Raw genomic sequence first — 16,021 nt, 5'->3', positions numbered from 1 at the left:
AGAGCAATGTGCGATTAACTACACAGATAGGAGGACAAGATGAAAAGAATGACGATTAAGACAAAACTTATAGTATACTTTTGGCTGGCAATCCTTATTTCCATGACATTGAGTGCAGTACTGGTAAATACTAGTGTTACATCAGTGTTAGAGAATAACATGAAACTGACCAGTCAGCAGACGTTGGAAGAAACCTTAAAAGGTTTTCAGGTGTATCTGAAAACACTTAGTGTTCCTGTGGACTTGTTGACCCGTAAGCAAGAGGTTAAGCATTTGGAAGATGATGGTGATTTTGATACAAACGTCAGTACCGTTCAGGATGCACTCGTAGCATCATTAAAGGTAACGGATATGCCAGTGAGATGCTACTATGCGACTTCTAGCGGATATTTTGTAAATGCATATCTATATGATGAAGAAGTTGATGGTGTTGTAAAGGTAAAGGCGAATAAGAGTTTGGACCAAGGTGTAAACAAGACAGGAGAAGAATGGTATAAGAACTGCATTGGCAGTGCTAAGAGACAAAATATTTTTTCTACGTTTACAGAACCGTATGTAGATACCGAGACTGGAAATATGATAATGACGGTTTCGCAGGAAATTAAACAGGATGACCTTAATGTTGGTGCAGTAGGAATGGACATTGACTTTACCATGTTTGAGAAATATGTACAGGATATTAGGTTATTGAATACTGGATTTGTATTGTTGGTAGATGCAGATGGCAATATTCTGGTAGGTAATGATAATAATACATATATACAAGACAATGTGTCAAATATGGGATTTTGGAACAACTTTTTGACAGATTCCGTGGCTCAGGATGCAGCCAAGGCAGACGCCGAGGAGAATGGCACAGAGTGGACAGCAGAAGTAAAGTCATATGAAGAAAAAATTGGTGGAAGCAAGTTTTTAGTAACTGTGCTAGAAGATGAAATTACTGGTTGGAAATTAGTGGGTATGGTTCAAAGTGACAAAGAGAATGCGTCTAGTAAGACACAGCTGTTGATATCGACAATCATTGCTGCCGTAATAGGAGGATTAATTGGTATTATTATAGCGGTTGTGGTAGCATTATCCCTATCCAAAGCAATTAAACGTTTACAGGTGGCAACAAGTAGAATCGCCGAAGGAGATTTTACAGGACGTCTGGAAGTAACGCGTGGAGATGAACTAGGTGAATTAGAGGAAAACTTTAACCAAATGGTTGATGCAGTATCCGTACTGATTAGAGAAGTGGAAGATAAATTCTCAGATGTATTAAATGTGGCAACTAAGATTTCAGAGGTATCCAACGATACGAAGGAGACTTCATCACAGGTGGCTCTTGCTATCCAGAGTGTGGCTAGCGGTACAACGGAACAGGCTCAAAGTACTCATGATGCTAGTGTTGAGGTAGAAAAGCTGGCTCAGAGTCTGGAAGAAACCAGAGACTATGTGGAAAATATCAATCAGATGTCCAAAGCAACAGATGAATTGAGTACGCAGGGGATCAATGTAGTGGGTGAGTTGGTAACGAAGTCAAATCAAACACGAGAAAACGCTCAGGCTTCCAGTGAAATAATTGGACAGATGTTGAAGAGTATTGAAAAGATTAATTATATGTCAGATGCGATAGCAAGCATTACAGAACAGACAAACTTGTTGTCTCTGAATGCTACGATTGAAGCTGCACGTGCAGGCGAATCAGGAAGAGGATTTGCTGTAGTAGCTGATGAAATCCGCAAACTGGCAGAGCAATCTCGTTCTTCAACTGATGAGATTAAGTCTATTATTGTGGAGATTTCGGGAAACTCTCAGCAGGTAACTAGTAATATGGAAGAAAGCAACAGACTCCAAGCACAGCAACAAGAAGCTATTGAGGCTACTCGAAATCTATTTAACCAGATTTCGGAAGCAGTAGGTGGCTTACTTAGAGGATTAGAAAAGATTTCTGAACTGAATGATAACATGGCAGAAAACAAAAATACCGTTGTAGAAAGCATGGAAAATATTGATTATATTTCAGAACAGTCGGCTGCAGCATCTGAGGAAGTTACGGCATCTGCAGAGCAGGTTAACTATACGATGGAAGAAACAGCAGAATTTGCACAGAACTTAAATAATATAGCAATACAGTTACAAGAAATTATTGTAAAGTTCAAACTATAAAATGTTTGTAACATGGCTTCTCTTTCTTACTTAATAATCACCATATTTATGAATTCTCTAGGAAGATGGTCTAATTGATTTCTACAAGAAAACTAGGTACAATAAAATAGTTATAATATCAATGATTTATTGGAAACGGGAGGATTTAAACATGAAGTGGATGAAAAACTTGTTGTGCGTATGCATGGCTGTATTGTTGGTAGGAGCGTTGGCAATATCAACGGGAGCAGTTGCGAAAGCGGAAGAATTAGAGATTACCCATTCAACAGATAGAACAACTATCACATTAGATGGGGAAAATGTAACGAGTATAGTACCTGAGATTTATCAAAGTCCAAAAACAAAATTGACAGAGTATGATGTAACTTTACTTGGAGGAAAGCAAGCTAACATCAGGATTCCAGTTCAGATAGATGAACCAGGGTATTTATTTTTTGAGATATATGCTACAAATGTAAGCGATATGGTTACTACACGAATAAAAGATAGTGCCAATCAAGAGATAAATTATTGTATTGGTTCATTTGTAGATGCGACAGGCGAAGAAAAACAGATTGCTGCATGTATTTCTAAGCCAGGAACTTATTACTATGAATTTTCTGTAACATCATCTTTTTCTATGAATGAGAACCTACAGGAAATGACTGCAAAATTTGGATTTGTTCCAGCTAAAGATTTGAATCTGCTTACAGGTAAAACGATTGTTGTGCCAGGAATGGACAAGGTTGCTTACTATCATAAAGTAAAAGTAGAAAAAGATGGCATCCTTAAAATAGAAATGGGAAATTATAAAGGTCGTTGGAATACAATTGTATCTGGAGGAGAGCTTTTACTTTGCAACTCTTCTAAAAAGGTAATTTCAAGAGCAACCATTGATGGTGAGAAAACAGATAAGATAACTTGGAACGTTACTAAGGGAACTTATTATATCTGCACTACTTTACATGAAGGAACGTATGACTTCAAGGGAGAATTCTTAGCATATCTGAAAACACCAACTATTAAAGGTGCTACAGTAAATTCTACAAAAATTACAGGGGTGGTAGCTCCTAATGCAACAGTAACTGTTAAGGTAGGAAGTAAAAGTTACAAAGCCACAGCAGATGGAAAAGGTAATTATAAAGTAACAGTTAAGAAGTTGAAAAAAGCAACTGAAATTACAGTTAATTCAAAGAATTCTAAAGGTCAAATTAGTAAAGAGAAAAGCGTAGTAGTAAAATAGAGAAGTTAAGTAAGGGGGAGTGCCTAAGTTATTTAGGTACTCCCCCTTAAAAAGAACAAATTGATAGTATTTTCCTTGATTTTCGCAAAGATTCAGGATTGACTAAAGGGGTATCTAGCGTGTAGAATAGAAGTAATTATATATTCAGATTGGAATACAAGGAATTAAGGAGGAATTTTTGTGAAAATATCAACAAAAGGAAGATACGCATTAAGACTTATGCTAGATTTGGCATTAGATGGTACAGGAGAACCAGTTCGTATTAAAGATATAGCAAGTAGACAGGAAATTTCGGATAAATATTTGGAACAGATTATTTCGGTATTGAATAAAGCTGGTTATGTAAAGAGTTTAAGAGGACCACAAGGTGGATATAAGTTATCGAAAGATCCAAAAGACTATACAGTTGGTATGATTCTACGCCTAATTGAAGGTAGTTTAGCACCAGTGGCATGTTTAGAAGATGAAGTGAATCAGTGTGCAAGACAGGATGAATGTGCGACTTTGATTTTATGGGAAAAGCTATATACTGCAATTAAAGATGTAGTTGATAATTATACATTAGCTGATTTAGTTGAATGGCAGACAGAAAGAGCGGACAGTTATATAATTTAAAGATAAAAGGGATATTTGCGAAACAGTGGTTTCGTGGATATTCCTTTTTGGGTCTCGTGTTGGGAAGGGGGATTCTATGCAGATACAAATACATGGTTTCAACAAAACAATTTCAGCAGAAGCAGGCGAGAATCTTCTCGATATATTGCGAGCTGAGCAGATAGATATTCCAGCAATATGCGGGGGAAATGGAACTTGTGGAAAGTGCAAGGTGCAGGTATTGTCAGGTGAAATACTACCTGCAACATTGGAAGAGAAAAAGCGTCTTACACCATTGGAGATAGAAGATGGTGTAAGATTTGCATGTCAACTTATTGTGCAAGATAATATGAAAATTGCTTTATTAGATATGGCCGGGGAATCAGATGCAGAAACTGATAGAAAGAGTAAGTTAATGAAACTCCCTCAGTGGAGCTTGAAGACAATTCATCAAGACAGAGATAGGAATACAGAGAATGGATTTGGTGTAGCTTTTGATATCGGAACAACTACAGTTGTTGGACTTCTGTGGAATTTAGAGACAAGTGAGCCTGTTCATGTAATAGCCAAGACGAATCCACAAAGAGCGATTGGAGCGGACGTAATAGCAAGAATTCAATATAGTATGAAATCAGAAGAAAGTAAAAATCATATTTATGAGCTAATAATAGACGGTCTTAACGAGATGATACAAGAGTTTGGTAAGAGTGTAGGAGATAATTTGCTCTTAAAGCGAATCTGTATAGTTGGAAATACAGCTATGAGCCAAATTGCACAAAATAGAGATGTTAGTCAGCTTGTAAAGCCACCATTTCCTAAAGAAATGCACCGGTTAAAGGAGTACACAGGTAAAGAAACAGGGCTTATGGTGTCTGATGAGACAAGTATAATCTATCTTCCTGGAATAGGTGGGCATGTTGGTTCTGATATTACAGCAGTGGTTGTGGCAACGGATATGAGGAATTACACTGGTGTAACATTAGCAATTGATATAGGAACGAACGGAGAAATTGTACTTGCTAAAGATGGTCAAATGGTTTCCTGTTCAACGGCAGCGGGTCCAGCATTTGAGGGTGCTAGTATTCAATATGGTATGCGAGCAAGCAAAGGGGCAATAGAAGGTGTTACAATACACAACCAAGGCGTTGAGTTGCAGGTTATTGAAGGTGTAGAGGCAGAAGGTATCTGTGGCTCTGGTTTAATTGATGCGATAGCAGCCATGTTAGATATTGGTGTAATAGATGAAACTGGTCGAATTCTTGAGCTTGAAGAAGCTGTGAGAGTGGGGGTATCTAAAGTTATAGCAACGAGGTTACAAAAGACTTCCGATGGTATGCAGTTTATATTGCAATACCGCTATGCGAAAGAACCTATTGTAATTACGCAGAGAGATATACGTGAAGTGCAACTCGCAAAAGGTGCGATTTCTGCAGGGATACGAATCTTGATGGGAGAGATGGGGATTACGAAAGACTCGCTTGACCGTGTATTTTTAGCAGGGGCATTTGGCTCTTATCTAAAGATAGGGAGCGCAAGAAGAATTGGATTGTTGCCGAATATTTCACTTGAGAAGATTCGTTCCGTTGGAAATGCTGCTGGCGTAGGAGCTAGTATGGCAGTACTTGCGAAAACGTATCAAGAGGAATGCCAAACGGTTGCAGAAAGTACAAGACAAGTAGAATTATCATTGCATGATTCCTTTCAGGAAGAATATATTAGAGGTATGAATTTCGAAAAATAAAGAATAATAATTACAGCAACTATTTCATGTTTAGTGGATAGTTGCTTTTAATTTATGCAGATTAAATAAAGAATTTTGTGAAAAGAGGTTGACAAATACAGAATTTATGTTAAAACTATATTATACTATTCTTATATGAATACAATGAAAAGGAGGGGTAAGGGGATGAAAATATCAACAAAAGGAAGATATGCCTTAAAACTTATGTTAGATTTAGCACTTAATGATACAGGTGAAACTATTCGGATAAAAGATATTGCTGCTCGTCAAGAAATCTCAGAAAAATATCTAGAGCAAATTATCGCAGTCCTTAATAAGGCTGGATATGTTAGAAGTGTACGAGGTCCACAGGGTGGATACCGTTTGGCAAGACGACCAAAAGAATATACAGTAGGAATGATTTTACGATTAACAGAGGGAAGTCTTGCACCAGTTGCGTTTTTAGAAGATGATGCGGACATTTATAATAAGCAAGACGATAGTGTTACAAATTATGTTTGGGAAAAGTTATTTGAAGCAATCAATAAAGTAGTGGATAATTATACGTTAGAAGATTTAGTGGAGATGGAGTTAGCAAAAGCAGATAATTATGTTATTTAGTCGTGTATAAAATGAGTCATTAGGAACAAGGTTAATCGTTTCTAATGATTCATTTTATTTGTAGATAATTCATGTACTTGTGTATGATACATTTGGGATGCAAAACTTTGTAGCTTTGTATAGCTTCTTCGCTGCCGTACTAGAACACGAAACACGCTACACACCTAAGAACTTCTAAGTGCGTATGATAGATATTGAAAAGTTGCGGAAACGCCTTCGATTCGGCATCCTGCCTCAGCTCAGGCTGACTCGGCGTCCATGCCTCGCCTTCCTAGGCTGTTAATTACACACTAAGAAGTACTATAGGTGTTTCGCTATCGTTTCTTAGTTCTAATACGGCAGTGAAGAAGCAAGTCAAGGTATGAAGTTTTGCAGATATATTTTATAGATACACAAGTACAGATAAAGCGATGAATAAAGAGTACGAAGTATTCAGTGCTAAGGTCATTATTAACCTTTTAACACCCGAATCTTTATAGAAAAGTGCACTCTGTAAATTAATAAACAATCCGCTATGGAGGCGTACTTGCTAAAGATATAGTTTTAAATAACTATAAATAAAAATAAAAAAATATATAAAACATATTGACAATGTATGGAAAGTAGGATATTATACTTAAAAAGCAAAACATAGTAACATTATATGAAATGTATGAAAAGTATTTGAAACAAAAAAATGAAAACAAAAGAGAAGTTACAAGATTAGGAGCCGAAGGGGGAATTTCATGAAAAGGATTAGAGATATTGGAATACAGTTAATTATTCCGATTATAATTGTAATAGCTTGGCATATTGCTACTACATATACGGATACACCATCAAGCATTTTACCAAGTATATCAAAAGTGAGAAAAGCATTTGGAACAATGGTGCAGACAGGACAATTACAAGAGGATTTAGGTGTTAGTTTTCTGAGAGTTACGAAAGGGTATGCATGTTCCATTTTACTTGGTGGAGTGCTTGGAATACTAATGGGAATGTTTCCTTTCGTTAAGAAGTTATTCGGTTTAATCACGACGGTTATTCGTCAGATTCCAATGATTGCATGGATTCCACTTATTATATTATGGTGTGGTATTGGTGAAAAATCAAAAGTTGTTATTATTGTAATAGCAGCATTTTTCCCTATCATGGTCAATACATTGAATGGTGTTGAGAGTACACCGGTTGGGTACATAGAGGTAGCGAAGTTATATAAACTAAGCAAGATAAAAACATTTGTAAAAGTATATTTACCACATGCATTACCACAGATATTAGTTGGATTAAAATTAAGTTTAGGTGTTTCATGGATGGCAGTTGTTGCTTCTGAATTAATCGCAGCAACATCAGGAATTGGTTACCGAATGAGTGATGCAAGAAGCTTAATGAGATCAGACATTGTAATTGTATGTATGTTAGTAATTGGTTTAGTTGGAATTATTATGGATAAGGGATTAACAGTATTGTTCCGAGCATTAACTCCATGGGAGAGAGGAAATGGAGGGAAGGCAAATGGCTAAAGAGATATTACAGATTAAAAATCTGGATAAAAAATTTATTGTTAACAAGCAAGAGGTTCACATTCTAAAAGACATTAATCTCAATGTGCAAGAAGGGGAGTTCATTACGATAGTTGGTCACAGCGGCTGTGGTAAAAGTACATTGCTAAAGATTATTGCAGGATTGGTTGGCTATGAAGAGGGAGAAGTTATACGTAATGGTAAGAAAGTAACGCAGCCAGATACCGATTGTGGAATGGTATTTCAAGAACATCGATTATTACCTTGGTTAAAGATTAAGGATAATATAGGATTTGGAATTAAGAATCTGGATAAAGCGGAAAGAGAAAACCTAGTGCAGAAACATATTGAACTAGTTGGGCTGAAAGGATTTGAAAATGCATATCCGAGTCAATTATCAGGTGGTATGTCGCAGAGGGCAGCAATAGCTAGAGGTCTTGTAGCAAATCCAAGTATATTACTTCTTGATGAGCCGTTCGGTGCACTAGATGCCCTAACAAGAATCCAGATGCAGAAGGAAATCTTGCGGATTCAGAAAGAAGAGAAGACAACAATGATTATGGTTACTCATGATATTGATGAGGCAATCTATCTTGGAAAAAGAATTATTGTAATGTCAGCAAGACCAGGGGAGATTAAATCGATATTGACGATTGAGTCATCAGCCGCTAGAAACAGGGGAAGCTCAGAGTTTAGCTATTATAAGAAAAAGATTTTGAATCATTTCTTTGAAGAGTCAGAGGAAACAATCGAGTATAACCTATAGTTTCAACGTATTGAAATATAAGGAGGCAAACTATTATGGGAGTAAAGAAGAATGTTGTTAGTGATGCATCAATAGCTAAAATAAGGGAATTCCTTGAGACGATTCAATACGGTTCGGTTACAATTATAGTACAGGACGGAAATGTCATTCAGATTGAGAAGAATGAGAAAGTTCGATTAAAATAAAATAACGTTTAACTGACTAGAAAACTAGAGGTTTCAAATGGTGTTATATCATTTGGAACCTCTTTTTGAATTTAAAAGGAATTCATGATAAAAATGTTTGTATGTTTAGGACATAATCGTTCTAATTTATTTTTATAAAACAAGAAAAAAATATTGTAAAAATGGAGGATTTCATATGGGAAAATTATTTACATCAGAATCAGTAACAGAGGGGCATCCAGATAAGATAGCAGATCAAATATCAGACGCAATCTTAGATGCATTATTAGAGCAAGATCCTTATTCAAGAGTAGCAGCAGAAACAACAGTTGCAACAGGTTTAGCATTAGTAGTAGGTGAAATTACAACAGATGCGTATGTAGACATAGCCAAGGTAGTTCGAAATACGATTCGTGACATTGGTTATACAAGAAATGCAGGTGGTTTTGATGCAGATTCGATTGCAGTACTTACTTCCATTGATGAACAGTCTGCGGACATTGCATTAGGAGTGGATAAGGCATATGAATCAAAACAAGAGGGAGTAGAGGAAGACTTCGGAACAGGAGCAGGTGACCAAGGTATTATATTTGGGTATGCAACGAATGAAACACAAGAGTATCTTCCACCAGCAATCTCCTACGCACATCGTTTGACAAGAAGATTAACAGTAGTAAGAAAGCAAGGAATTCTGCCATATCTAAGACCAGATGGAAAATCACAAGTAACAGTTGAGTTTGATGAGAGTGGTAAAGTAGCTAGAATTGATACAATTGTTATATCAACGCAACATAGCGAAGTTGTGACATTAGAACAAATTAAAAAAGATGTAATTCAACATGTAATTAGAGAAGTGCTACCACTTGATTTATTAGATGAGAATACAAAATATTTTATCAATCCTACAGGACGATTTGTAATTGGAGGGCCTCAAGGAGATGCCGGATTAACAGGAAGAAAGATTATTGTAGATACTTATGGCGGTACTGGCAGACATGGCGGTGGTGCATTCTCAGGAAAAGACCCAACAAAAGTTGACCGTTCTGCAGCATATGCAGCAAGATGGGTAGCAAAAAATATTGTTGCAGCAGGAATTGCAGATAGAGCAGAGATAGAACTTGCCTATGCAATCGGAGTTGCAAAGCCTGTATCCATTGCAGTTGATACCTTTGGTACTGGAAAGTATTCAGATGAGAAGATTGTTGAAGTCATTGAGAAAGTTTTTGATTTACGCCCAGAGGCAATTATTAATGCATTGAATTTAAGAAGACCAATCTATAAGCAAACAGCAGCATACGGACATTTTGGAAGAACGGATATTGAACTTCCATGGGAAGCATTAAACAAAGTTGGTGAGATAAAAGCGTTATTATAAAAATATAGGAACAGTTAGGAGCGTAATTATGAGTGAGAAAATAGGAAAACATATAGCCATTTATGGCAAAGGTGGTATTGGAAAGTCAACCACTACTTCAAATATTAGTGCCGCTTTAGCAGAGGCAGGATACCGAGTGATTCAGATAGGTTGTGACCCTAAGAGTGACTCAACAAATACATTACGAGGAAATAATTATTTGCCTACCGTGTTAGATAGTTTAAGAGAAGGTAAGAAGATTCATCTTGATGATATCTCGGTAACAGGATTCAAAGGTGTGTTATGTATTGAGTCAGGCGGGCCAGTACCTGGTGTTGGTTGTGCAGGACGTGGAATTAATGCAGCAGTTAGTTTGTTGCAGGAATTGAACTTATTCGAGGAATTCAAGCCTGATTATGTATTATATGATGTCCTTGGAGACGTTGTATGTGGTGGATTTGCTGTTCCAATACGAGATGGAATTACGGATCGTGCATATGTTGTAAGTTCCTCCGACTTTATGGCAATCTATGCGGCGAACAATCTATTTAAAGCTATCAATAAATATGCTCCATCAGGCGGGGCAAAACTTGGTGGTGTAATTGGAAATGGCTTATCTGCTGGTTATTCGAAATCAATTATTGATGATTTTACAGCAAAAACAGGAACAAAAGCAGTTGGATATGTTCCCCGTTCCTTAGTTGTATCGCAAAGTGAGTTGTTTGGAAAAACAGTGATTGAAGCGCATCCGGAAGACCCACATGCTGATATCTATCGTAACCTAGCAAAATATATTGCTGAAAGCGAAGATTTAGTTGTACCAAATCCATTAGGTGTAACAGAATTAAAGGATTGGGCAAGAGAATGGGGAGATAAGATATATGACCTTGAAACAGGGGTAATTAGCGGTTCAGAATCCATTTAGAAGGGAGGACATTATGGGAATTTTAGATGAACGAAAATTGATAGCGAGAGAGAAGCGAAATTCGACGATTACGGCCTATTATGGTCCTACCGAAAACTTACGAGAAGATTTAGAGGTTACGGATATCCGTCAAAGGATACGTACATTTTCGCAAACAGCAGCAGATGAATTAACAGTTGCACTTAATCTTCTAAGTACGATTAAGGATATCGCAGTTGTCATTCATGGAGCAATTGGATGTAGTGCTGCGATGCTTGGAAATGAATTTCAGAACAGGAAGCAAGTAGAGATAGATGATACATTTACATGGTATTCCACTAACTTGAATGAAAGAGATACGATTATGGGTGGCGATGAGAAGTTAAGAGCTACCGTAGAACGTGCTTATCATGAAAATAAACCGAAAGCAATATTTGTTGTAGGAACTGCTGTTGTAGCAATTAATAACGATGATATTACCTCTGTAATTTTAGAATTACAAGATGAGTTAGAGATTCCGATTATTCAAATTAATACCGATGGATTTAAGTCAAAGGCAGGTATTAACGGTAGCGATATTGTGTTACATGGAATTGGAAAATATCTGATAGCAAATAGGGAAGATGTTTCAGATAATCTGGTTACGATTGTTGGTACGACATTGAGTAGGCAGACAAAGAAAGAGACAGAGCAAGTATTAGAACAGCTAGGACTTCAAGCAAATGTAATACCAAGATATGCAAGTGTTGATGAAATTCGAAATACAAGCAAAAGTGTTGCCACTATCGCATTGAACAATGAGGAAGCAGAAGTATTGCTGCAAGGGCTAGGAGAACGAGGGATACCAGAAATCAAGGCACAAGCACCGATTGGAACAAATGCGATAAGTAAATGGCTTAGTCAGTTAGGAAAGCAGTTAAGTATTCAGGAAAAAGTAGAAGCATTTATTAAAGAGGAAGAGAAAAAGGTTCAAAGCTACATAGCAAAGCAACCACTAAAGGGAGAACGAGTTTATATCAATTTACCTGCTAGTTTAGCAGGTAGTGTGGTTGAACTAGTAGAAGAACTTGGTGGTGAGGTTGTTGGAATAACGATACCATTTGTTGATGAAGGCAATAAAGAGAATTTAAAGCACTGGAAGAAGTCGCTTTACGTTCAAGTTGGTGAAGGACAATTGTTTGAATTAGCCAATATATTTGCTAAAAATCAAGTGACCTACTATATATCCGAACAGGCAAAGGGTAGCTTTGGAGCAAAGCAAGGGGTTATTCCAATACCGATAGGTAATAAAAACATTTTCTTCTATCAGGGAATTAAGACTTTTGTTGAAAGTCTTACTCGTGCAAAGAGAAGTGTATCTTATACAAACTATATCAAAGATGGTTCGAAGAAAGTCTATACAGATGGTTGGACGAAGAAGAGTACGAATTGGTATATCAAGCAGGAGGTGAAGTAGAGTGTCAAAGAGCATAGAGAGAAGTCGATATGGTTGTAATCTGCATGGTGCAATACAAACAGCAACGCAGATACAAGGAGTTGTACCGATAATACATGCGACTCCTGGCTGTGGATTACAACATGATATTGCAAAAAAAGTAGGAGCAGTTTCAGCAACAGATATCCAAGGCTATGAAATACCAAGTTCAAATGTCTATGAGAAGCAGGTTATCTTCGGTGGTACATCAAGGTTACGTGAGCAGATTAAGAATACGGTAAAGATAATAAACGGGGAATTATTTCTCACATTATCTGGATGTGAATCAGAAATGGTTGGAGACGATAGTCTTTCCATGACACAGGAGATTATTGACCAAGGCGAAAAGGCAATCAATTATAAAGCCCCAGGATTTAAAGGAGACCAATATATAGGATATCAAGGACTTGTAGATGCATTAATTGAGAAGTTACCAACGTTATATGAAGATGTTGAAGACGAAGCAGAGAACAGCCCTATTCGTGTTAATATACTTGGGATAATTCCAGAACAGGATATCTACTGGCAAGGAAATCTCAATGAGATAGAGCGAGTATTAAAGCCACTTGGAGTTGAAGTCAACAAATTGTTTGGATATGAACAATCTATTGAGAATTGGAGAAGACTTAACAAAGCAAGTTTGAATATTGTCATTTCTAAATGGGGAGCTCAGGCAGCAGAGAAGCTTCAAAGTCTATATGGAACACCATACATAGTAGTTGAAAATTTAGGGATTGGACCTGAATCAGTAGAGCAGTTGATTTCTGTCGTAGCGTCAGAATTGAATATTAATATAGATGTTGCCAAGGAATTCTTAGATAAAGAAAGAGAGAGATTCCGCTACAGTTTAGAGCAAATAGCAGAATACTATTATGACTATGAATTTCAGAAAAGCGTAGTTATCGTTGGTGATGAAAGTACAACAATTCGATATGCGGACTTCTTGTCTACCTATCTTGGTATGGAGATTCGAGCAATTGTTATAACAGATTTTGTAGGAGAAGAGAAAAAGCAAGAGCCAAGCGAGTTACTAAAATCACTTGCTGACGAGATTTACTACAAGAAGAATACAAGAGAGATTAATCAAATTATAGAGGACACAAAACCGGAACTTGTATTAGGAAGTAGCTTGGAAAAAGAGACAGCAGAGCGTAGTGAGGCATATTTTGAGACGATTTCTTATCCTGCTTATAGTAAGGTGATTCTTAACAGCAGTGATGTGGGGTATGAAGGAGCGATTCGTTTGTTGGAGGATTTGAGTAGTTTATTGTTGTCTAGGTAATATTTATTCATTTGTAGGTAATTCGTGTACTTGTGTAGGATACTTTTTGGAAGCAAAACTTTGATATGTTTTACAGCTTCTTCGTTGCTGCCCTATAATACGAAACACGCTACACACCTAAGTACTTCTAAGTGTGTAATAGCAGCTATCGAAAACTTACGGAACAGCCTTCGATTCGGCATCCTGCCTCAGCTCAGGCTGGCTCGGCATCCATGCCTCGCCTTCCTAGGCTGTGAATATACACACTAAGAAGTACTATAGGTGTTTCACTACCGTTTCTTTATTATAGGACAGCAACAAAGAAGCAAGATAAGTAATGAAGTTTTGCATATCTATTGTACTGATACACAAGTACGAGTAGATTGATCAATGAATAAATATTACCAAGTATTCACTGTCGAGGTTGTTTTTAATCTTGTTGATACTTGAATCAAAAATATTAATTAAGTGAAAGGGGTAGATATATATGAGTAATTTAAAAGAAGAATTGTATAAGGAAATTGAACTTAGAAATAACACTGGAGTTGAAGGTGTTCGATTTGATCCACAGATATTTAAAAGTGCACTTGAGAAAGATGCCAACATAGCGGTAGCACATAACTGTATGGATTTCTCAATTGATGATACTGCTGATATCGAGGTACCAGGAGGATTTCGATTCGAGCATGGTATTGGTGCTTCATTGAATAAGAATTCTCGCTCACCATATTATCTGGAAGAGGAAAATGGTGATATCATCTTGAAGAAAGATGGTGAGAGATTATCAAAGATAGAGGTTACGAAAGCATCTCCGATATATGGTAAGAAGACTTCTGATGGCACATCTATGAAAACGATTGTTGCAGCAGGAGATGGTCAGTTTGGAGATAAGCAGATTTTAGTTGCATACAGTAATGAATGTGCGCTAAAAGATAAGGGGCTTGATTGTCTGTTCTGTAATATCAATGCAACAAAAGACCGCTTTGCTGAGAAAGAAAATATTGAATGGAAGAATCCGAAACAAATAGCAGAAACAGTGAAAACGGCATATGATTTGGGCTATAATCATCTAACGATTACAGGTGGTTTTATTCCAGAGAGACGTGAAGTGGAGTACTACTTAGATACAGCAGAGACAATTCGTGAATATCTAGGAACAGATACATTCAATGGAACAGCTTGTATTGGAGCACCACAAGATTTAGCAGTATTAGAGAAATATAAAGAAGCTGGCTTTAGTACAATCGGTATTAACTTAGAAGTATGGAATAAAGATTTCTTCCGAGCAATCTGCCCTGGTAAAGCAGAATTATGCGGTGGATATGATAATTGGTTAAAAGCCATTGATTACGCAATTCAAGTATTTGGCGTTGGAAATGTTCGTAGTAACTTTGTTCCGGGGTTAGAACCGAAAGAATACCTATTAGAAGGTATTGAAACATTAGCTGAGAAAGGCGTTGTTGCAACAGCTGCATTTAACTGGGTTCCTAACATTGGTTCGAAATTTGAAGGGCATAGAACTCCTACTCCTGAATGGCATTGGGACGTTCAACAAAGAATTTACCGTATTCTTAGAAAATATGGTCGCACTTATGAACAAGTTTACAATGCAACTCCTGGTGCACTTCTACTCCACGATTTCTACAAAGTTGACGATGAATTGTTGCCTGTTTTCCATCAATAAAGACTGAGGAGTACTTGTGTAGGGGGAGGGTGTGAGTGCAAAACTTTTTGGGTTTTCATAGCTTCTTCGCTGCTGTATTATAGCACGAAACACGCTGCATACCTAAGTACTTCTAAGTGTGTACGGAGAAGTGTTCGTATGTTGCGGAAACGCCTTCGATTCGGCATCCTGCCCTCGGGTATGTCTGAAAAATCATTGCACTGTTCTGCACCCTCCACTCAGCGGTTTGAAAGCTCAAAAATCAGTCAACGTAGCCCGCTACGCCTCCTGAATTTTGAACTTCCACCCCACTAAGTGGAGTGCACAGCTCAGTACAAGCATTTTTAGACACACCCTAGCTCAGACTGGCTCGGCGTCCGTGCCTCGCCTTCCTAGGGTGTTAAGTACACACTAAGAAGTGCTATAGGTATTTCGCTATCGTTTCTTAGCTATAATACAGCAGCGAAGAAGCAGATTAAGGTAATTGAGTTTTGGACGGATAATTTTTTGATACACAAGTACGGAGAGATTATTGAAGGAAAAACAGCCTGCAATATTCACTGTTTGTGTAACGTTGACTTTGATTGGAGTTTTGGGGCTAGGGCGTGTTTGGTAAATTATTCCG

The 16,021-nt window shown here is 37.3% G+C and carries 14 protein-coding genes; 13 read left to right on the top strand and 1 reads right to left on the bottom strand.

The genetic code is table 11. The features are described from left to right. Positions 1-14: 14 nt before the first annotated feature. Positions 15-71: a hypothetical protein gene (locus tag RMR19_RS22150; RefSeq protein WP_442871536.1), complete on the bottom strand. Its 57-nt coding sequence runs from the start codon at positions 69-71 to the stop codon at positions 15-17. Here RMR19_RS22150 and RMR19_RS08775 point away from each other — a divergent pair. From RMR19_RS08775 to RMR19_RS08715, 13 genes are all read left to right on the top strand, one after another. Continuing rightward, positions 49-2,151: a methyl-accepting chemotaxis protein gene (locus RMR19_RS08775; protein ID WP_442871534.1), complete on the top strand. Its 2,103-nt coding sequence runs from the start codon at positions 49-51 to the stop codon at positions 2,149-2,151. The two genes, RMR19_RS22150 and RMR19_RS08775, sit on opposite strands and share 23 nt — an antisense overlap. 151 nt (positions 2,152-2,302) lie before the next feature. Beyond that, entirely contained in the window at positions 2,303-3,373 is a 1,071-nt protein-coding gene (locus RMR19_RS08770) for an Ig-like domain-containing protein (RefSeq protein WP_310603113.1), read from the top strand. A 180-nt stretch (positions 3,374-3,553) separates the two neighbouring features. After that, positions 3,554-3,988 (top strand): RrF2 family transcriptional regulator, encoded by a 435-nt coding sequence (locus RMR19_RS08765; RefSeq protein WP_310603112.1) that lies wholly within the window; start codon positions 3,554-3,556, stop codon positions 3,986-3,988. 76 nt (positions 3,989-4,064) lie between these two features. Beyond that, positions 4,065-5,708: an ASKHA domain-containing protein gene (locus RMR19_RS08760; protein WP_310603111.1), complete on the top strand. Its 1,644-nt coding sequence runs from the start codon at positions 4,065-4,067 to the stop codon at positions 5,706-5,708. A 165-nt stretch (positions 5,709-5,873) separates the two neighbouring features. Beyond that, the gene (locus RMR19_RS08755; protein WP_310603110.1) at positions 5,874-6,308 is read left to right on the top strand and encodes an RrF2 family transcriptional regulator; all 435 of its coding nucleotides are present in this window, start codon (positions 5,874-5,876) and stop codon (positions 6,306-6,308) included. A 725-nt stretch (positions 6,309-7,033) separates the two neighbouring features. After that, positions 7,034-7,810, top strand: coding sequence for an ABC transporter permease (locus RMR19_RS08750; RefSeq protein ID WP_310603109.1), 777 nt, complete (start codon positions 7,034-7,036; stop codon positions 7,808-7,810). Continuing rightward, positions 7,803-8,576 carry an ABC transporter ATP-binding protein gene (locus RMR19_RS08745; RefSeq protein WP_310603108.1) on the top strand — a complete coding sequence of 258 codons (774 nt, stop codon included), beginning with the start codon at positions 7,803-7,805 and terminating at the stop codon, positions 8,574-8,576. Before RMR19_RS08750 ends, RMR19_RS08745 begins: the two co-directional genes overlap by 8 nt. A 35-nt stretch (positions 8,577-8,611) precedes the next feature. Continuing rightward, the gene (locus RMR19_RS08740; protein ID WP_310603107.1) at positions 8,612-8,761 is read left to right on the top strand and encodes a YezD family protein; all 150 of its coding nucleotides are present in this window, start codon (positions 8,612-8,614) and stop codon (positions 8,759-8,761) included. Between the two features lie 175 nt (positions 8,762-8,936). Then, the gene (gene metK / locus RMR19_RS08735) at positions 8,937-10,115 is read left to right on the top strand and encodes a methionine adenosyltransferase (RefSeq protein ID WP_310603106.1); all 1,179 of its coding nucleotides are present in this window, start codon (positions 8,937-8,939) and stop codon (positions 10,113-10,115) included. A gap of 28 nt (positions 10,116-10,143) precedes the next feature. Continuing rightward, the gene (locus RMR19_RS08730) at positions 10,144-11,019 is read left to right on the top strand and encodes a nitrogenase iron protein NifH (protein ID WP_310603105.1); all 876 of its coding nucleotides are present in this window, start codon (positions 10,144-10,146) and stop codon (positions 11,017-11,019) included. 13 nt (positions 11,020-11,032) lie between these two features. Next, complete coding sequence (locus RMR19_RS08725; RefSeq protein ID WP_310603104.1) at positions 11,033-12,454, top strand: nitrogenase component 1; 1,422 nt, start codon at positions 11,033-11,035, stop codon at positions 12,452-12,454. Between the two features lies 1 nt (position 12,455). Beyond that, positions 12,456-13,754: a nitrogenase component 1 gene (locus tag RMR19_RS08720; RefSeq protein ID WP_310603103.1), complete on the top strand. Its 1,299-nt coding sequence runs from the start codon at positions 12,456-12,458 to the stop codon at positions 13,752-13,754. A gap of 466 nt (positions 13,755-14,220) precedes the next feature. Continuing rightward, a complete protein-coding gene (locus tag RMR19_RS08715) occupies positions 14,221-15,417 on the top strand; it encodes a radical SAM protein (protein ID WP_310603102.1) in 1,197 nt (398 codons plus the stop codon). The last annotated feature ends 604 nt before the right edge of the window (positions 15,418-16,021 follow it).

Source organism: Anaerosporobacter sp. (assembly GCF_031551385.1).
Classification (GTDB): Bacteria; Bacillota; Clostridia; order Lachnospirales; family Lachnospiraceae; genus Anaerosporobacter.
Note: the sequence above shows the minus strand (reverse complement) of the source record. Positions and strands in the feature narration are given on the sequence as shown.